Source organism: Thalassolituus marinus, from assembly GCF_020320395.1.
Taxonomy (GTDB): domain Bacteria; phylum Pseudomonadota; class Gammaproteobacteria; order Pseudomonadales; family Oceanobacteraceae; genus Venatoribacter; species Venatoribacter marinus.
Genome location: NZ_JAEDAH010000102.1, coordinates 14,390 through 32,162, shown reverse-complemented (window position 1 = coordinate 32,162; position 17,773 = coordinate 14,390). Strand labels below are relative to the sequence as shown.

The following is a 17,773-nucleotide window of genomic DNA, read 5'->3' as shown; positions in this document are numbered from 1 at the left end:
AATGGGAAGGGAAAGACAGACGTCAGGCTGCAGACGTCTGTCTTTTATCTGATCCTCAGGCTACGGCCTGGCTGTTATTGCACTGTTGCTGAACTTTGGCCATGGCCGCCACTTCGCCAACAAAAATCAGTCCGGGGCCAGAGGTGTCAGTAAGAACCCGCTCAGCGATAAATGGCAGGTCCATTAATACACCTTTGTGTACTTCCTGAGTCGGCAGGGTGCCATTGGTAATTAAGGCAATCGGGGTGTCTTCAGTAATGCCTTCCTGCAACAGGTGGGCGGTAATAGCACCGGCCTGACGCAGCCCCATATAAAATACCCGGGTTGGGTTCTGGCAGGGGGAAAATTCATTGAATTTGGTGTGGCCAGAGTGCAGCACCAGTGCGTTGCCGTATTCGCGATGGGTAAGTGGAATGCCTGCTGCAGCGGCACAACCGCCAGCAGCGGTAATGCCCGGTACGATCTGTACGCTGACACCGTGTTGTTCCAGATACTCCAGCTCTTCACCGCCGCGACCGAAAATAAACGGATCGCCACCTTTCAGTCGAACCACGTGTTTGTATTTACGGGCAGCCGTTAATAACGCCTTGTTAATATCAATCTGCGTCATGCTGTGTGCACCGCAGCGTTTGCCGGTGTGAATGCGTAAACATTTGGCTGGCAGCATGGCGAGAATGTCATCGGAAATCAGGCTGTCGTACAGTACGGCATCGGCCTGGCTGATGACGCGCATCGCTTTCAGGGTCAGCAGTTCCGGATCGCCGGGGCCGCCGCCGACCAGCCATACTTCACCGAAGGATTCGTTCTGGTTGTTGTGACGGTTTTTCATGCGCTTATCTCCATGGCAACGGCGTGGGTCGCTACCAGTGCTTTTATTTCCGGTACGCAGGAACCGCAGTTGGTTCCGCATTTAAGTTTTGCGCCCAGTGCTTCTGCACTGTCGCAGCCATTTTCAATGGCTTTCATAATGTCTTTTTCACCGACCTGATAGCAGGAGCAGACAATAGCGCCAGTGTCGGGCAAGTCTGCTGCGCGGCCTGCAAGCAGAGCCCGGCGGTCACTGGCTGAAATCTGTTCGTCAGCAAAACGATCAATCAGCCATTGGCGGGTAGTGAAACGCTGCTCTTTATGGGTGAATAAGGCAGCCTCCAGTCGGCCGTTAACCAGCAGGACATGGCGGTGATGATTGCTGTTGGCATCGCTGAAAGTTATCCAGTCGCCTTGTGGCAATTGCTGACTTACCGTACTCAGCCACTGGGCGGCATCACCGCGGCCCGCGATTTCATAGTAAAAACCACCCTGAGTGACGCCACTTGCCCAGTACTCGCAATCCAGTGCACCCATATCGTCGCGACACAGAATCATGCCTTGCCAGTCGGCAGCAAAGGGCTCGGCATTAACGCCTGTGATCTTCAGCTCAGGCTGGCCGGAATACGGGTCGCGGGTTTCATTGATCAGCTTACCCATGCGAGCGTTGGAGGCGTAACGGCTGGTCCAGTGCATTGGTACGAAAATGTCGCCACGACGCTGATTTTCGCTCAGGCGGGCACGCAGTGTTATGGCGCCGCGGCTGTTGCTGACGGATACCAGCTGGTCTTCCGCAATGCCGCGAGCAGCCGCATCAAGGGGGTGTATTTCGGCGTAGGGCTCGCTGATGTGCTGGGCCAGACGAGGTGCCTTGCCTGTGCGGGTCATGGTGTGCCAATGATCACGCACACGGCCGGTATTCATGTTCAGATCGCCTTCCTGGCGTTGCTCTGGAAGCTCTGGAGAAATTGCAACGAACTGGGCTTTACCATTAGCGGTGAAAAATCTGCCGTCGTCGAAGAAACGCGCGCGGCCGGCCGGGTAGCTGGCGTTTACCGGCCACTGTACCGGAGCCAGTGCGTCGTAGTCGGCCAGACTCATACCGGTCAGGCCGCTCAGGTCAAAGTCGCGTTTACCGTTGTTCTCGAAAGCGGACAGGCGGCAGTGTTCGTCAAAGATGTCGGCTGGCGATTGGTAATCGAACTGCTCGGCAAAGCCAAGACGATGAGCTACCTGAGTCAGCATCCACCAGTCGGGCATCGCTTCGCCAGGTGCCTGAAGGAAACTGCGCTGGCGCGATATACGACGTTCTGAATTGGTTACTGTGCCGTTTTTTTCGCCCCAGCTTGCGGCTGGTAACAATACATGCGCTGCGGCGGCGGTATCTGTGTTGCCCATGCAGTCGGACAGAACGACCAGCTCGCAGTGCTTCAGTGCATCTTTAACGGCGTCGGCATCGGGCATGCTGACCAGCGGGTTGGTAGACATGATCCACAGGAACTTGATGTCGCCACGGCGTACCGCCTGAAACAGCTCCACCGCCTTCATACCTGGACGCTCAGCCAATGCTGGTGCGCCCCAGAAACGTCGCACACGCTCACGGTCTGACGGCGCAAAGTCCATGTGAGCGGCAAGCTGATTGGCCAGACCACCAACCTCACGTCCGCCCATGGCGTTTGGTTGGCCGGTAATTGAGAACGGGCAGGCACCGGGTTTGCCGATACGACCGGTGGCCAGATGGACATTGATAATGGCATTACCTTTATCGGAGCCAGTAGCGCTCTGGTTAATACCCTGAGAGTAGACAGTGACGGTTTTTTCGGTGCTGGCAAACAGCGTCAGAAATGACAGCAGCGCATCGCGGCTGATATCGAGCAACTCTGCGCTGTGGTCGAGGCTGATGCAGGCGGCGCGAGCTGCAGCAAGCGTTTCGTCAAACCCCTGGGTGTTGGCGACAATGAAATTCTGATCGAGTTTATCGTTCTCTTCGAGATAAGCGAGCAGAGTGGCAAACAGAAAACCATCGCTCCCCGGACGGATGGCCAGGTGAATATCTGCAATGTCACAGGTGGCCGTGCGGCGGGGGTCGATCACCACCACTTTCATATCGGGGCGTTGCTGTTTGGCGGCGACAATGCGCTGGTAGGCGATTGGGTGTGCCCAGGCCGCATTGGAGCCAACCAGCACAACCAGATCCGCCAACTCAAGGTCTTCGTAGCAACCAGCGACAATGTCGGCACCAAAGGCGCGTTTGTGTGATACCACCGCGGATGCCATGCACAGACGTGAGTTGGTATCCATGTTGGCGCTGCCAATGAAGCCTTTCATCAGTTTGTTGGCAACGTAGTAGTCTTCGGTCAGCATCTGGCCTGCACCGTAAAATGCGATGGCTTCAGGGCCGTGGGTGTTCAGTACCTGCTGGATTTTATCGCTGATCAGGCTGAGGGTTTTATCCCAGCTGGCACGCTTACCGTTAAGCGTGGGGTGCAGCAAGCGGCCTTCTTCACTGAGTGTTTCGTGCAGGGAGGATCCTTTGACACACAGGCGGCCAAAATTCGCAGGATGTGCTGCTGTGCCTGAGACCGGTTCAACCTGTGATCCATCGCTGTTGATGTCAACGCCACAGCCAACACCGCAGTAGGGGCAGGTCGTTTGAGTTGTGGTTAGCGCTTTGTTGTTCATGGTTCCGGCCTCAGCATCCGATCTCTGTTGCTGGCAAAAAAAAAGCGCTCACAGGCTGAACCTGTGAGCGCCAATGCTCTGTTTTGCACAACACGACAATAATGGCATCAACACTGATGCCTGAGAGGTACAGGAAGGAGTGCACCTTTCGATATAGGTCTATCAAGATTGGTGCCAACTTCTTAATCCTTTGTTCAGGGCGTTTATCGTCTGATTTGTTGATTGAATTGCCTGAGGGTGGGGCATGCGGGCGTTGATGTGCACTGTTTTGGTTCTGGCCTGGCCATTACCAAGGTCGTCATGGCAAACCTGTAATCATTGCTACACTTTGCTAAAGGCCTAATAAGTTGTAATGCGATGCAGGACGATGAATTGAATAATCCGGGTATCCAGCGCCTTCTTAGTGAGATCCCTCTCATGAGTAGGCGTATACCGAACTTTGTTCCTGGTAAGCCTATTACCATTCTCACCTTTGGTACTGAGTCAGTTCCGGCGAGTCTGGGGCAGCGGATAGAAAAAGCCGGGTTTCGCCTTAAAGCGGTGGAAAGTATTTCTCATCTGCTTACTCACGAGGGGAACAACACCTGTGCGCTGATAATTAACCTTGATGTTATTACCGATAAGCAGCGATAACGGATGTTACAGCTTGCGAGTCAGACGATGCAGCTGCCTGTTATTGCTATCAGTACGCAATCGACACTCGAAGAACGGATTGATGCCATTCGTATGGGGGGCCACCGCCTTTATTACTACGCCGATAAACGATGATCAGGTACTCAGCGAGCTGATCTCGCTGACTGAGCGTTATGAGGCTGATCCGTACCGTGTGCTGATTATTGAAGACCAGAAATCGGTTGCCAGCTACCTGGCCCAGGCGCTGCAGGAATCCGGATTCAGTACGGATATTATTACTGACCCGGTTGCAGAGTTGATGACCTACCTGCAGAACAATATTCCTGATCTCATTCTGCTCGATCTGTATATGCCCGGTCTTAATGGGCAGGAGTTGGCTGGTGTTATTCGTCAACAGGAAAGCTTGCTCAGTGTGCCCATCGTCTTTCTCTCTAATGAACGCAGTCAGAATGTTCAGGTGCAGGCCATGGTCACCGGTGCTGACGTTTTTCTGTGCAAACCGGTGAAGCCTGAAGACTTGCTGTATGCCGTTGAGTCGCGCATCCGCAGGGGGCGTGCTGTTCGGAATCTGGTAACCCGGGATCCACTGACTTCCTTATGGAATCGGCGCGAGACTCTGCGCCGACTGGAAGAGGAGGTGCTGCGTTGTCAGCGTTATGGCAACAAGCTGGCGGTTGCGCTGGTGGATCTGGATCATTTTAAACGAATTAATGATAACTGGGGGCATGCAGTCGGTGATCGGGTAATTCGCCATTTTGCCCTGATGATGAAGTCGAAGTTACGCGATGGCGATGTGGTTGGTCGCCTGGGTGGAGAGGAATACCTGATCGTGTTTCCTGAAACCACGCTGGTGGTTGCCGAAAGGGTCGTGGCACGGGTGGCTGAGTTTCTTGCTGAGAATCAGCCGGATGAGCGTTTCGTTTATACCTTCTCCGGCGGTCTCGCTCGTTGCGAGCCGGGTATGAGGCTGGATACGGTACTTGAACTGGCGGACAGGGCTTTGTATCGAGCCAAGGCAGAGGGGCGCAACTGCGTGGTGGTAAGTTCGGAAGATGAGGATTCTGCACCATAAGCAGGCAAATGCGGCCGGCGGTTAGCGTTTTCGGTGCACTATGAGGTGGCGTCATTACCCGGTAATGACGCCTTTTTTATGCCCTGCAAGCGGTGGAGGCCCTTTAGGTTCGGGGGTTGTAGCTTGGTTGGCCGTAGTTGGCATCTGCTTTGCTATGTGGGATGTGATGCTTTTGACTGCAACGGCGCGGTCAGAAGAAGCGCAACGATGCACAAACAGGAGAAAACCCGTAAATGACCACATAGCATAGAGAGAGATTCCCATGAGCAAAAAGCGCATTATTGTCGTTGGTAACGGCATGGTGGGACACAATTTCATCGACACACTGGCAAACGCTGAGTGTGCTTCCCAGTTTGATATCATCACCTTTGCTGAAGAAGCCCGTCTGGCTTATGACCGTGTTCAGCTCAGTAAATACTTTTCCGGCGCCTCCGCCGAAGACCTCGCACTGACCACAGAAGCTGACTATCAGAAACAAGGCATTATTTACACGCTCAACGAAAAAGTCGTTGCCATTGATAGTCACGCCAAAACCGTAACAACTGCCAGTGGTCGGGTGGAAGGTTACGACAAGCTTGTGCTTGCTACCGGTTCTTTCCCGTTTGTGCCACCGATTCCTGGTAAAGATCAGGACCATTGTCTGGTATACCGCACCATCGAAGATTTAGAAGCCATATCCGCCTCTGCTGCCGTGAGTAAAACCGGTGTGGTAGTCGGTGGTGGTCTGTTGGGTCTGGAAGCTGCTAATGCGCTGAAGCAGGCAGGTCTGGAAACCCATGTTGTTGAATTTGCTCCACGCCTGATGGCTGTTCAGCTGGATGAAGGCGGCGGTAAGCTGCTGCGTCGTAAAATTGAAGAGCTGGGTGTATCTGTTCACACCGAAAAAGCGACCACTGAAATTGTTGCTGGTGAAGAATGCCGCTATCGCATGAATTTCGCCGATGGTTCTTTCCTTGAAACCGATATGATTCTGTTCTCTGCTGGTATTCGTCCTCAGGATGAACTGGCGCGTCAGTTTGGTCTGGATGTGGGAGAGCGTGGCGGTATTGTGATTAACGATTACTGCCAGACTTCAGAAGCCGACATTTATGCTATTGGTGAATGCGCTCTGTGGGACAACAAAATTTATGGTCTGGTAGCGCCTGGCTACCAGATGGCCAAGGTGGCGATCGAGCACATCGTCAGTTCTTTACTGACTCATGAAGAACCCGCGGCTTCGTTCCAGGGCGCTGATATGAGCACCAAACTGAAACTGCTGGGTGTCGATGTGGCTTCCATTGGTGATGCTCACGGTCATACTGCGGGAAGTCAGAGCTATGTGTTTAATGACGATGTTGAACAGGTTTATAAGCGTCTGATTGTATCGGCAGACGGTAAGAAGCTGGTGGGTGCTGTGCTGGTGGGTGATGTAGAAGCCTATGGTACGCTGCTGCAACTCAAGCTGAATGACATGGATATTCCTGGTAATCCGGCGAATCTGATTCTGCCGGTTTCCGATGGTTCTGAGCCGGTTGGTCTGGGCGTGTCTGCACTGCCAGAAACGGCACAGATCTGTTCCTGTTACGACGTTAGCAAAGGTGATATCGCCAATGCAGTGCAGGGCGGCTGTTGTTCAATGGGTGACATCAAAGATGCAACCAAAGCATCAACAGGCTGCGGTGGCTGTGCTGCACTGGTTAAGCAGGTTATGGATGCGGAACTTACTGCCCTGGGCGTGGAAGTAAACAATAATCTGTGTGAGCACTTTGCCTTCACCCGTGCTGAACTGGCCGATATTGTTCGTGTTAAGGGTTACACCACCTTCAGTGAGCTGCTGGAGAATCATGGTAGTGGTCATGGTTGTGAAATCTGTAAGCCAACCATTGGTTCCATTCTGGCATCGTTCAACAATGAGTATGTTCTGAAAGACGAGCTGATCAGCCTGCAGGATACCAACGATATTTTCCTTGGTAACATGCAGAAAGACGGCACATATTCCATCGTGCCACGTATCGCGGGTGGTGAAATTACTCCGGAAAAACTGATCGTGCTGGGTGAAGTGGCGAAAGAGTACGACCTCTATACCAAGATCACCGGTGGTCAGCGTATCGACCTGTTTGGTGCTCAGTTGCACCAGTTACCGGATATCTGGAAGAAGCTGGTGGATGCCGGCTTTGAAACCGGTCACGCCTACGGTAAATCCCTGCGTACGGTGAAATCCTGTGTTGGTTCGACCTGGTGTCGTTACGGCGTGCTGGATTCCGTATCCATGGCTATTGCACTTGAAAACCGTTACAAGGGCCTGCGTGCACCCCATAAGATTAAATTTGCGGTATCCGGTTGTACCCGTGAATGTGCAGAAGCACAGGGTAAAGACATTGGTGTGATCGCCACTGAAAACGGCTGGAACCTGTATGTGTGTGGTAACGGTGGTATGCGCCCGCGTCATGCTGATCTGTTTGCTACCGATCTGGATGATGAAACACTGGTTAAATACATTGACCGCGTCCTGATGTTCTACGTACGTACCGCAGATCGTCTGCAGCGTACGTCGGTATGGATGGAGAATCTTGAAGGTGGCCTGGACTACCTGAAAGACGTGGTTATCAATGACAAGCTGGGAATCTGTGACGAACTGGAAGCGGGTATGACCAAAGTGGTTGATACTTACCAGTGCGAATGGAAAACCACCATCGAAACACCGGAGAAACTCAAACGTTTCAGCCACTACATTAACGCAACTGACGAAGATAATAATCTTCTGTATGTGCGCGAACGTGGTCAGCGCCGTCCTGCGACTGAGCAGGAGCGAATTGAGTTGGTTAATCTGGAAACGGCTGCTGATTAAGCAGCCTTTACTCCCCAATATCTGAGTTTCTAAAGGGTTTTAATATGACTACCTGGATTTCTGTTTGTAATTTATCCGATATTGATCCTGATACCGGTGTATGTGCTTTGCTCAACGGTGAACAGGTTGCACTGTTTCGCTGGGGTAACAGCGATACGGTTTACGCAATCAACAATTTCGATCCGTTCGGTAAGGCCAATGTACTGTCTCGCGGTCTGATCGGTTCAGTTGGAGAACGTCCGGTTGTTGCGTCGCCTTTGTATAAACAACACTTCGATCTTTCTACCGGTGAGTGTCTTGAAGACACTGAAAAATCTATCAAAGTGTATCCGGTTAGAGTGGAGGCCGGAGTCGTAGCGCTTGGTGCTGCCTGAAATAATAAATAAGGGTGGTGTATGCCACCCTGTAAACTGCTTTGCATTAAACACGGAAAGAAACGAATGAGTGATGCTTTTAATATTTTTTCTTTTAAAGGAAAAATGAAAACACTGCACCTGAGCTGGATTGCCTTTTTTATCACCTTTGTTGTGTGGTTCAATCATGCTCCTTTGCTTCAGGCCATTGCCGCGTCACTCGGGCTGGCGCCAGCGGAGGTGAAGACGCTGCTGATTCTTAATGTGGCGCTGACCATTCCTGCGCGAGTCATTATCGGTATGCTGACCGATCGCTTCGGGCCTCGTATTGTTTACTCAGCACTGCTGGCGGTCTGTTCCATTCCGTGTTTTATGTTCGCGCTGGCTGATGACTTCGTACAGGCTGCGATTGCGCGTTTTCTGCTCGGTTTTATTGGCGCCGGTTTTGTTATTGGTATTCGCCTGGTGAGTGAATGGTTTCCGGCTAATGAGCTGGGTACTGCTGAAGGCATCTATGGTGGCTGGGGTAATTTTGGCTCAGCTGCGGCCGCATTTTCTCTGCCCGTGGTGGCTCTGATATTTGGCGGTGACGATGGCTGGCGCTATGCCATCGGTATTACCGGTGTGCTGAGTCTGCTCTTCAGTGTGGTTTTCTACCTGAATATTTCTGATACCCCGAAAGGCTCTACCTATTTCAAACCAAAGCACATTGGTGCGATGGAAGTAACCAGTAAGGGCGACTTTTTCTTCCTGTTACTGATGAAAATTCCAATGTATGCCGCATTGGCATTGCTTACCTGGAAACTGTCTCCGGCTGGCGTAAAGATGCTATCTGAAACGACGGCCATGATGTGTTATGCCGGTCTGGTACTGTTGTATGTGTACGAAGTGTCACATGTATGGAAGGTAAATAAGACGGTATTTAAACAGCCTGTAGAAGAAATGCACCGCTATAAGTTCAAGCAGGTTGCGGTACTGAATGTACTGTATTTCGCTACATTCGGTTCTGAATTGGCGGTTGTTTCTATGTTGCCGCTGTTTTTTGCCGAAACCTTTGAATTGACGCCAGTTATAGCCGGGATGGTGGCTTCTGCCTATGCCTTTATGAACCTGATGTCACGTCCAGGCGGTGGCTGGTTATCAGATAAGTTCGGTCGCAAGCCGACGCTACTGATTCTGACTGCAGGCCTGGCGGTTGGTTACTTTGCAATGTCTCTGGTAGATGGCAGCTGGCCGCTGTGGCTGGCAGTTGTGGCGGCAATGGCCTGTTCATTCTTTGTGCAGTCGGGTGAGGGCGCCGTGTTTGCAGTGGTGCCGCTGATCAAACGTCGCCTTACGGGCCAGATTGCAGGTATGACTGGCGCTTACGGTAATGTTGGTGCTGTGACTTATCTGACGGTGCTGTCGCTGGTCGATTATTCAACTTTCTTTATGGTTATTGCGGCTACTGCGGTGGTTGGCTTTGTTGCTCTGCTGTTTATGGAAGAGCCGAAAGGTCATATTGCGGAAGTGAATGAAGACGGAAGTGTCGAGATGATTACCGTCGGATAATAATACCGGTGCCTGCGGGCACCAAAGTTTGGAGTCTCTGATCGCTGCACTCCTGAATTTTCCTTCATCAGTAATTTTAGGATTTTCAGGGACTCCTTTTTATCTCTCTGTGCACTGTGTGAACTGGCCCAGGTTAAAAATCAGAATCAGATACCAGCTTTCTCTCCTGAAGCTATAACTACATTACAGGGTATCTGCGCAATTCAGTGATCATTCCCCCGGCATCACTGGCTTGTTTTGATAACGTGCCGTCACGTTATAGCCATTCACACAGTTTTTTTCTCCCTGTACTCTTGATGTCTCTATCCAAGGTGGACTGCACGGTGGAACCTAAACTCTCAGTTGTTATTGGTGGCTTTTCTTCCGCTGGCGTGAAGGATGAAAATCAGGATGCGTTTGCAGCCTGTCAGCCGACGACTTCAGAAGCGAAATACAAGGGCGTGGCTGTCTGTGTGGCAGACGGCGTGAGCTGCAGTGAAAAGGCTCAGCAGGCGAGTGCGACCTGTGTTACCAATTTTATTCAGGACTATTACAGCACGCCCGATAGCTGGGATGTGAAAACGGCAGCGGGTAAGGTCCTGTCGTCCCTCAATGCCTGGCTGTATCACCATGGTCAGCAGGCCAGTGCACAGAATAATAGTCTGGTTTCGACCTTTAGCGGGCTCATTCTGCGCTCTGCTACCGCTCATGTATGTCACGTTGGAGACTCACGCGTTTATCTGTATCGCCAGGGGGAGTTTGAGCAAATAAGTCGCGACCATGTTCATCGCCACTTTGGTGGACGCGAAATGCTGAGCAGGGCGATGGGTATGGACCTGCGAGTGGATGTCGATTACCAGGAAGTGGCTGTTCAGCCGGGCGACGTATTTGTTCTGAGTACCGATGGATTGCATGGCTGGATTGATGAGCAGGCACTTAACACGGCCATGCAAAAGGTTGCAGCAGAAGCGTTCGATCAGTTTCGGCTGGAAAAGCTGGCAACGGAACTTGTTGCTGAAGCAATGTCACGGGGCAGTGATGATAACCTGACCCTGTGTTTTGTTAAGGTGGAGTCGGTCGCTGCGCCGGATATTGCTGAAGCTCGTAAGGAACTGCAGGTACGTGTTATTCCGCCTGTACTGCAGCCGGGTAATACCATTGATCATTATCAGGTCGAGAAAGTGCTGTTTTCGGGGGTGCGTAGCCATGTTTATCTGTGTCGCAATCGGCGGAATGATGAATTGTGTGTGCTGAAAGCGCCGTCCGCATCCTTTGAGGATGATCTCATCTATCTTGAGGCATTCTATCGTGAGCAGTGGATTGGTTCTCGGGTACAGCATGAGAATCTGATGAGAATCTATCCGGCCCTTGAGCAGAGTCGTTTTCTTTACCATGTCAGTGAGTGGCTGGATGGCATAAGTCTGCGACAGTGGATGTTCGATCATCCTCAGGCGTCATTGCAGGATATGCGCCGTATTGCTGCCGGAATTATCGGAGGGCTGCGCGCATTGCAGCGACAGGGTGTGTGGCATCGCGATCTGAAGCCAGAGAATGTGATGTTGTTAGCGGATGGCAGTATCAAGCTGATTGATTACGGTGCCGTCTATATAAAAGGACTGGCCGATATCCGCCCGGCATTTGATGAAGAGTGCCCGCCAGGCAGCGTAGACTATGTTGCCCCGGAGGCAGTAGTAAGCAAGAGCTTTGGCATGGCGTCGGATCAGTTTTCACTGGCGGTCATTCTGTATGAGATGCTGGGCGGCAAATTGCCTTACGATATGACCCATGTTCATCGTCGTGGTGGACGCAGTATCAGTGAGTGGCGCTACAGGTCTTTGACCGGGCTGCGTGAGGATATTCCGCCGTGGCTGGATCTTGCGCTGGCTAAAGCCTGCGCGCCAGAGGCCGGTTTGCGCTACGAGTCATACTCTGAGTTTCAGATGGACCTGTCGCGCCCGAATGATCACTTGCTGGAGCGCTACCGGCAGCGGCCACTTGCTGAGCGTAACCCTGTGCTGGTGTGGCAAGGAATCAGCCTGATTCTTCTGATCGTCGTTATTCTGCAGGCGCTGATGGCTGGGGGAGGCTAGGGCCGCGACTTCCGGCCCTTTTTATTCAGGATGGCTGCTGATCGCCGGTTTTAAGTGTCTGCAGCGTAAGCGCCCGGTCAAACGGCTCTCCTTGTGCGTTTGCAAGAGCCTCCAGTTCATCCAGTTGCTGAAACTGGTCGATCTCAGCATCGGTCAGAAAATGCAGACATTCACCGCCAAAGAACCACAGCAGATCCCGGTTTACAGCGGGGGCAAGCTGTGGGTGGTGGGTAAACAGAGCTGCCAACCAGTCCTGTCCACTGTCGTACGCTGAATCAGAATGTTCCCTGAGCTGGTCAATTACCTGGCCAAGCTGGTGTAGAATCTCTTCACTGACCAGCTCCTCAGCTTGTTTGCCTGCGTTCTCAAGGCGACTTTTAACGCTTTCAAGCATGTTAATGTGGAGGTTGAGTCGATCATTCATAGTTCGGAAATTCCTAATAAAGGTTGTCAGATGAAGGTACCTGCTCTGGTGGTGCAGAATCTCACCAAGACGTACGACAATGGCTTTCAGGCTCTGAAAGGTATCAGCCTGTCTGTCGAGCAGGGGGACTTCTTCGCCCTGTTGGGCCCCAATGGTGCGGGTAAGTCTACCACGTTGGGCATTCTGTCGGGGCTCGTTCAGAAAACTTCAGGCAGTGCCGAAGTAATGGGCGCAGACGTCAATGCCGACGCCTTCAACGCCCGTCGGTACCTTGGGGTTGTGCCGCAGGAATTCAACTTTAACCAGTTTGAGAAGGTGATCGACATTGTCATTACCCAGGCTGGCTACTTTGGCATGACTCAGGCGGAAGCGGCGCCGCGAGCGGAAGAGCTGTTGCGAGCGCTCGACCTTTGGGAAAAACGTGATCAGCAGTCGCGTCTGTTGTCGGGTGGAATGAAGCGCCGCCTGATGATTGCCCGGGCTCTGATTCATGGTCCGAAGGTGCTCATACTCGATGAGCCTACGGCTGGCGTTGATATTGAGCTGCGGCGTTCTATGTGGGCCTTTATGAAAGATCTTAACGCCGCCGGAACAACCATTATTCTGACAACACATTATCTCGAAGAAGCCGAGCAGTTGTGTCGCAACGTGGCCATTATCAATCACGGTGAAATTGTCCAGAACACCAGCGTTCGCGGTTTGCTGTCACAGCTGAATACCGAAACTTTCATTCTGGATCTGAATGAGTCGCTTGACGCTGCACCGCTTCTTAACGGCTATGCCGTTCGTCTCGCGGGCTTGGACGCCCTTGAGGTTGACGTTACCAAGGGGCAAAGCATCAATGATGTTTTTACGCAGTTGACGGCGAGTAATGTGCAGGTGCGTAGCATGCGTACAAAATCGAATCGTCTGGAAGAGTTGTTTGTCAGTCTGGTCAGGGGGAGTGCCAAATGAGTCCGGCAAGAATCCAGTGGGTGGCGTTCTCTACGATTGTTACCAAGGAAATCCGGCGTTTTATGCGCATATGGCAGCAGACGCTGTTGCCACCTGCGATAACGATGACGCTGTATTTCGTTATTTTCGGGCAGCTGATTGGTTCGCGCATTGGCGAAATGGATGGCGTTGGTTATATGGCGTTTATTGTGCCGGGCCTGATTATGATGAGTGTCATCACTAATGCTTACGCCAATGTGTCATCGTCATTTTTCAGCAATAAGTTTCAGCGCAGCGTCGAAGAGATGATGGTGGCGCCTATTCGGCCGATTACCATTCTTGCAGGCTTCGTTGCCGGTGGTGTTGCTCGTGGCGTTGGTGTCGGCATTATCGTGACCCTGTTGTCACTGTATTTTACTCATCTGCAGATTCATTCACTGCTGGTTGTGATTACCGTTATTCTGCTGTCGGCCATCCTGTTTTCGCTGGGTGGTTTTATTAACGCCGTGTATGCGACAAAATTTGATGATATTTCGATCATACCGACATTTGTCATTACACCGCTGACCTATCTGGGTGGTGTTTTCTATTCGATCGGACTGCTTCCTGAGTTCTGGCAGGCAGTGTCTCGCTTTAATCCTATTCTATATATGGTAAATACATTCCGTTACGGGATTCTCGGAATTTCAGACGTCAATGTCTGGTTTTCACTGGGTATGCTGGTGTTCTTTATTGTGTTGCTCGGCGCGTTCAGTCTGTGGTTGTTGCGCCAGGGTAAAGGCTTACGTCATTAATTATTGGCAGGAAAATGTATGGGTTCGGTAAATAGCGAACATAACCCTCTGGGCAAAAGCTCGGACTACAAAGACCAGTATGATCCATCATTGCTGTTCCCTATTGAACGGGAAGAAAGCTGGAAGGTTCATGGTCTCGATCGCAATGAAGTGGCGTTTTATGGCGAGGATATCTGGAACGGTTACGAAATTTCCTGGCTGAACAGTCGTGGAAAGCCGATTGTCTGCATGGCGGAATTTCGTCTGCCAGCGACCACGCGTTTTCTGATTGAATCCAAGTCCTTTAAGTTGTATCTCAACTCGTTTAACCAGTCTCGTTTTGATTCGGCAGATGTTGTGCGCGAGACCATGGTCAGGGATCTGAGTTCGGCTGCCGGTGGTGAGGTGTCTGTCGAGTTTCATCCGGTTGATGCCAGTTATCCGCAGGCGCCGGATGCGCTGTGTATTGATGATCTGGATGTGGAGCTGGTTAGCTATTCTCCGGATCCGTCTCTGCTGGCAACGGTGGATGGGGAAGTGTTCGATGGCTGGTTGGTCAGTCATCTGCTCAAGTCAAACTGCCCGGTAACCGGTCAGCCGGACTGGGGTTCATTGTATATCCGTTACCGCGGGCCGAAGATAGATGAGGCAGGGCTACTGGCTTACGTGGTGTCTTTGCGTCAGCATCAGGATTTTCATGAGCAATGTGTGGAACGCACCTATCGGGATATCTCGTTGCGCTGTCATCCGGAGGAGTTGGTAGTGTATGCACGTTATGTGCGTCGTGGAGGGTTGGATATCAATCCGTTCCGCACATCCGTGTGCGGTGAAAAGGCGGTTAACTTCCGTCTGTCTCGTCAGTGAAGGTCTGCAGCCTTGGCGATCGGCTTCTGTACGATGCCCTGGCTGCGTAGTTTGGTGGCCGCTTTCTCTAAGGCGTCCGCCACTTTATCCCTGTCTTCATCACGTACCTTGTCGCTTTCCAGATACAGCGAGAACCCCTCTGATTCGTGATTCATAAAGCTTGGGTTTGAGCCCAGGTCGCGACGGTAGTCCATAACCTGATACAGAGGTACCGGGTCGCGGAAGCCTTTTACCATTGCGCTGCCCCGTTGACGGCAGATGATTTTGTCTTTGATCAGTGCGTACGTTTCATGAGACACCAGAATTTCGCCCGGCTCAGCTTCGCTTTCGAGTCGGCTTGCAAGGTTTACTTCTTTACCGATGATTGTGTAGTCCATGCGGCTTTCGGTACCGAAGTTACCGACGGTGCAGTATCCGGTGTTGATGCCCATGCGAATCTGCAGTGGGGCGGTCATGCCATGCTCTGCCCATTGTTTGCGCAGTTTCAGCATGTGGCGACGCATTTCAATCGCCATAGACACGCAGGCGAGAGCATCACGCTTGGTGCCTTTGCTTTTCGGGTCACCAAAGAAAATCATCATGCCATCGCCGATAAATTTATCGATGGTGCCGCCGTATTTAAGGGCGATGCGTGACATATCGGTCAGGTATTGGTTGAGCAGGTCGGTGAAAGCTTCAGCCTCCATCTGCTCGGATAAAGAGGAGAAGCCAACGATATCTGAAAAGAAGATAACCAGTTTCTTGCGCTGGGTTTCCAGCTTGGCCTGACGGCGACCACTGAAGATGGATTCCCATACCTGTGGTGCTACGTATTTGGACACCTGATGCGACAATGCCTGGAAACGTTCAACCTGTCCCTGGAACTTCTGCTTGAGGAGAATCAGATCGCGTGCCTGGCGATTGGAGTTGAATGCTGAAATCGCAAGGTGCATGCCGACGCCAAAGCCGCAGGTGAGGAACAGTTCCAGTGGAACCGGTGGCGGCGTCTCGTGGCCGAACACCAGCACAGAGGCGGCAGTACCGGAGATCATGGAAATGATACAGAAAGCCCATGCGGTGAAGCTGCCGACGATAATGAAGCTACTGTTGATCATGATCATAAACAGTACTGTCAGCTCGATCGGGAGCTGGATGTAACCGAGGAATACACCACACAGAATCGCATCGCCATGGATCAGGAACTGGCGGGTGGTGTAGGCGCGGCGCACCCGGAAGGGGCGGCTGAGTACGTAGACCAGATGTGGGTACAGAATGGCTATGACGGTGACAGCCATTGTGCTTTGTTCAAAATACCCCATGAGGACGCCAACCGTAACGGTGACGGCAGCTACCCCATAACCCAGTATGCGGGCCATGTAGTCCTGTTTTGGCAGTGTCGTCTCAGAAAAGTGAGACGGGTCCTGAAGGCTAGACATGATCGAGGCTCTTTATTGTTGTTATTGTTGTAACGTGTGGCACGATCGTTTCGATAGGCGCGAGCAACAGCATCTATATACCCAGAATAATTCGTTACAGCAAGTCGCTGGCTGGTTTGTCAGGCTTTATTTCGTTGGCCTGAACCTTACAATACGCGAATGATAATTACATTGATATGAGTAACCTTATGAATGCAATTGAGGCATTGACGCAAAGAGTATCCGTTGCCCAGTTAACAGGGCCAGAGCCGACAGCTGAACAGCAGCGATTGATGCTGACGGCGGCGCTGCGGGCACCGGATCATGCGTGGTTGAGACCGAGTCGCTATCTTACGGTCAGAGGGGATGCTCGTGAAACTCTGGGGCGTGTTTTTCTTGAGTCTTCTGATAATTGGCAGGGTTTGGCAGAGGACAAAAAGAATAAATTGCTCAATATGCCCATGCGGGCTCCGTTGATTATTGTCGCCGTATGCAGGATTACAGAGCATCAGAAGGTGCCGCGCGACGAACAGTTGTTGTCTACGGGGGCTGGCGTGCAGAATATTCTGAATGCGGCCTTTGCTCTGGGGTTGGGAGCGATCTGGCGCACGGGAGATCTGGCGGTAAACCCTAAAGTCGCAGAGGCGTTGGGGCTTGATGAATGTGAAGAGATTGTTGGTTTTATATATGTTGGCCAGATTAACAGCTCGCTGAAGCCTTTGCCTGAGCTCAATATTGATGATTTTGTAACCGACTGGACGGCAAAAACATCATAAAAACAACGAATTACGGAATAATGGGTTGACGATCATAATGAGTCTGCGTATATTACGCGGCCTCTGAGTTGCACTCAGTTTGGTGAGGTGTCCGAGTGGTCGAAGGAGCACGCCTGGAAAGTGTGTATACCGAAAGGTATCGAGGGTTCGAATCCCTCCCTCACCGCCACTAATTCTTAAAAAGCCGCGACTCTGCAAAGATTCGCGGCTTTTTTTATGTCTGGAGCTTAGCGCCAAATGGCGGTGAGAGGAGGGTGAGAACCCTCGTGGGTTCGTACCGAGCGTAGCGACAAACGACCGGAGCTTGCGACGGCGTTCATCCCGACCGTGCTCCTCTGGCGGCGTAGTCGGGATATCCCTCCGCTTCCCTGTAGCGGCCACTAATTTTAAAAACCGCGATTCTGCAAAGATTCGCGGTTTTTTTTATGGCTGAAGCTTACCAGACCTGATGGCGGTGAGAGGAGGGTGCCGAACCCTCGTGGGTTCGCACCGAGCGCAGCGACATACAGCAACTTGTTGCTGAGGCCGGAGGCCGTTACATCCCGACCACCGCCACTTATTCTAAAACCGCGATTCTGCAAAGATTCGCGGTTTTTTTATGGCTGAAGCTTACCG

Annotated in this window: 14 protein-coding genes and 1 tRNA gene; 11 read left to right on the top strand and 4 right to left on the bottom strand. The window is 51.9% G+C overall.

All coding sequences use genetic code 11. The features are described 5' to 3' along the window. Positions 1 to 55: 55 nt before the first annotated feature. On the bottom strand, positions 56 to 829 hold the full coding sequence (gene cobA / locus I9W95_RS16585; protein WP_225676909.1) for a uroporphyrinogen-III C-methyltransferase: 774 nt from the start codon (positions 827 to 829) through the stop codon (positions 56 to 58). Beyond that, positions 826 to 3,489: a nitrate reductase gene (locus tag I9W95_RS16580; RefSeq protein WP_225676907.1), complete on the bottom strand. Its 2,664-nt coding sequence runs from the start codon at positions 3,487 to 3,489 to the stop codon at positions 826 to 828. Before I9W95_RS16580 ends, cobA begins: the two co-directional genes overlap by 4 nt. Before the next feature lie 417 nt (positions 3,490 to 3,906). On the opposite strand from I9W95_RS16580, the gene I9W95_RS16575 reads away from it, so the two are divergent. The 6 genes from I9W95_RS16575 to I9W95_RS16550 all read left to right on the top strand — a co-directional run bounded on the left by I9W95_RS16575 (position 3,907) and on the right by I9W95_RS16550 (position 11,994). Next, on the top strand, positions 3,907 to 4,122 hold the full coding sequence (locus tag I9W95_RS16575) for a hypothetical protein (RefSeq protein WP_225676906.1): 216 nt from the start codon (positions 3,907 to 3,909) through the stop codon (positions 4,120 to 4,122). 82 nt (positions 4,123 to 4,204) lie between these two features. Next, positions 4,205 to 5,194 (top strand): GGDEF domain-containing response regulator, encoded by a 990-nt coding sequence (locus I9W95_RS16570; RefSeq protein WP_225676904.1) that lies wholly within the window; start codon positions 4,205 to 4,207, stop codon positions 5,192 to 5,194. Between the two features lie 262 nt (positions 5,195 to 5,456). Beyond that, entirely contained in the window at positions 5,457 to 8,021 is a 2,565-nt protein-coding gene (gene nirB, locus I9W95_RS16565) for a nitrite reductase large subunit NirB (protein WP_225676902.1), read from the top strand. 44 nt (positions 8,022 to 8,065) lie between these two features. Further along, positions 8,066 to 8,395: a nitrite reductase small subunit NirD gene (nirD, locus tag I9W95_RS16560; RefSeq protein WP_225676900.1), complete on the top strand. Its 330-nt coding sequence runs from the start codon at positions 8,066 to 8,068 to the stop codon at positions 8,393 to 8,395. A gap of 66 nt (positions 8,396 to 8,461) precedes the next feature. Continuing rightward, positions 8,462 to 9,925, top strand: a complete 1,464-nt coding sequence (locus I9W95_RS16555; protein WP_225676898.1) for a NarK family nitrate/nitrite MFS transporter — start codon at positions 8,462 to 8,464, stop codon at positions 9,923 to 9,925. Between the two features lie 323 nt (positions 9,926 to 10,248). Continuing rightward, entirely contained in the window at positions 10,249 to 11,994 is a 1,746-nt protein-coding gene (locus I9W95_RS16550; RefSeq protein ID WP_225676896.1) for a protein kinase domain-containing protein, read from the top strand. A gap of 25 nt (positions 11,995 to 12,019) precedes the next feature. Here the strand turns inward: I9W95_RS16550 and I9W95_RS16545 are convergent, their stop codons facing one another. Further along, entirely contained in the window at positions 12,020 to 12,418 is a 399-nt protein-coding gene (locus I9W95_RS16545) for a PA2817 family protein (protein WP_225676894.1), read from the bottom strand. Positions 12,419 to 12,448: 30 nt separating this feature from the next. Here I9W95_RS16545 and I9W95_RS16540 point away from each other — a divergent pair, with 30 nt between their 5' ends. The 3 genes from I9W95_RS16540 to queF are packed head-to-tail and all read left to right on the top strand — an operon-like array spanning position 12,449 to position 14,988. Next, positions 12,449 to 13,372 carry an ABC transporter ATP-binding protein gene (locus I9W95_RS16540; RefSeq protein ID WP_225676892.1) on the top strand — a complete coding sequence of 308 codons (924 nt, stop codon included), beginning with the start codon at positions 12,449 to 12,451 and terminating at the stop codon, positions 13,370 to 13,372. After that, entirely contained in the window at positions 13,369 to 14,145 is a 777-nt protein-coding gene (locus I9W95_RS16535) for an ABC transporter permease (RefSeq protein WP_225676890.1), read from the top strand. Before I9W95_RS16540 ends, I9W95_RS16535 begins: the two co-directional genes overlap by 4 nt. 18 nt (positions 14,146 to 14,163) lie before the next feature. Next, on the top strand, positions 14,164 to 14,988 hold the full coding sequence (queF, locus tag I9W95_RS16530; RefSeq protein WP_225676888.1) for an NADPH-dependent 7-cyano-7-deazaguanine reductase QueF: 825 nt from the start codon (positions 14,164 to 14,166) through the stop codon (positions 14,986 to 14,988). Here queF and I9W95_RS16525 read toward each other — a convergent pair. Continuing rightward, positions 14,982 to 16,403, bottom strand: a complete 1,422-nt coding sequence (locus I9W95_RS16525; RefSeq protein WP_225676886.1) for an adenylate/guanylate cyclase domain-containing protein — start codon at positions 16,401 to 16,403, stop codon at positions 14,982 to 14,984. The genes queF and I9W95_RS16525 overlap by 7 nt on opposite strands. 188 nt (positions 16,404 to 16,591) lie before the next feature. Here I9W95_RS16525 and I9W95_RS16520 point away from each other — a divergent pair, with 188 nt between their 5' ends. After that, entirely contained in the window at positions 16,592 to 17,158 is a 567-nt protein-coding gene (locus I9W95_RS16520; RefSeq protein ID WP_225676884.1) for a nitroreductase family protein, read from the top strand. Between the two features lie 81 nt (positions 17,159 to 17,239). Beyond that, positions 17,240 to 17,327, top strand: a tRNA-Ser gene (locus I9W95_RS16515). Positions 17,328 to 17,773 lie beyond the last annotated feature (446 nt).

Coding starts and splice junctions, on each gene's coding strand:
- I9W95_RS16525 (WP_225676886.1), bottom strand. CDS start 16,403: ATGTCTAGCCTTCAGGACCCGTCTCACTTTTCTGAGACGACACTGCCA.
- I9W95_RS16575 (WP_225676906.1), top strand. CDS start 3,907: ATGAGTAGGCGTATACCGAACTTTGTTCCTGGTAAGCCTATTACCATT.
- cobA (WP_225676909.1), bottom strand. CDS start 829: ATGAAAAACCGTCACAACAACCAGAACGAATCCTTCGGTGAAGTATGG.
- I9W95_RS16540 (WP_225676892.1), top strand. CDS start 12,449: ATGAAGGTACCTGCTCTGGTGGTGCAGAATCTCACCAAGACGTACGAC.
- I9W95_RS16570 (WP_225676904.1), top strand. CDS start 4,205: ATGCCATTCGTATGGGGGGCCACCGCCTTTATTACTACGCCGATAAAC.
- I9W95_RS16555 (WP_225676898.1), top strand. CDS start 8,462: ATGAGTGATGCTTTTAATATTTTTTCTTTTAAAGGAAAAATGAAAACA.
- queF (WP_225676888.1), top strand. CDS start 14,164: ATGGGTTCGGTAAATAGCGAACATAACCCTCTGGGCAAAAGCTCGGAC.
- nirD (WP_225676900.1), top strand. CDS start 8,066: ATGACTACCTGGATTTCTGTTTGTAATTTATCCGATATTGATCCTGAT.
- I9W95_RS16580 (WP_225676907.1), bottom strand. CDS start 3,489: ATGAACAACAAAGCGCTAACCACAACTCAAACGACCTGCCCCTACTGC.
- I9W95_RS16535 (WP_225676890.1), top strand. CDS start 13,369: ATGAGTCCGGCAAGAATCCAGTGGGTGGCGTTCTCTACGATTGTTACC.
- I9W95_RS16520 (WP_225676884.1), top strand. CDS start 16,592: ATGAATGCAATTGAGGCATTGACGCAAAGAGTATCCGTTGCCCAGTTA.
- nirB (WP_225676902.1), top strand. CDS start 5,457: ATGAGCAAAAAGCGCATTATTGTCGTTGGTAACGGCATGGTGGGACAC.
- I9W95_RS16545 (WP_225676894.1), bottom strand. CDS start 12,418: ATGAATGATCGACTCAACCTCCACATTAACATGCTTGAAAGCGTTAAA.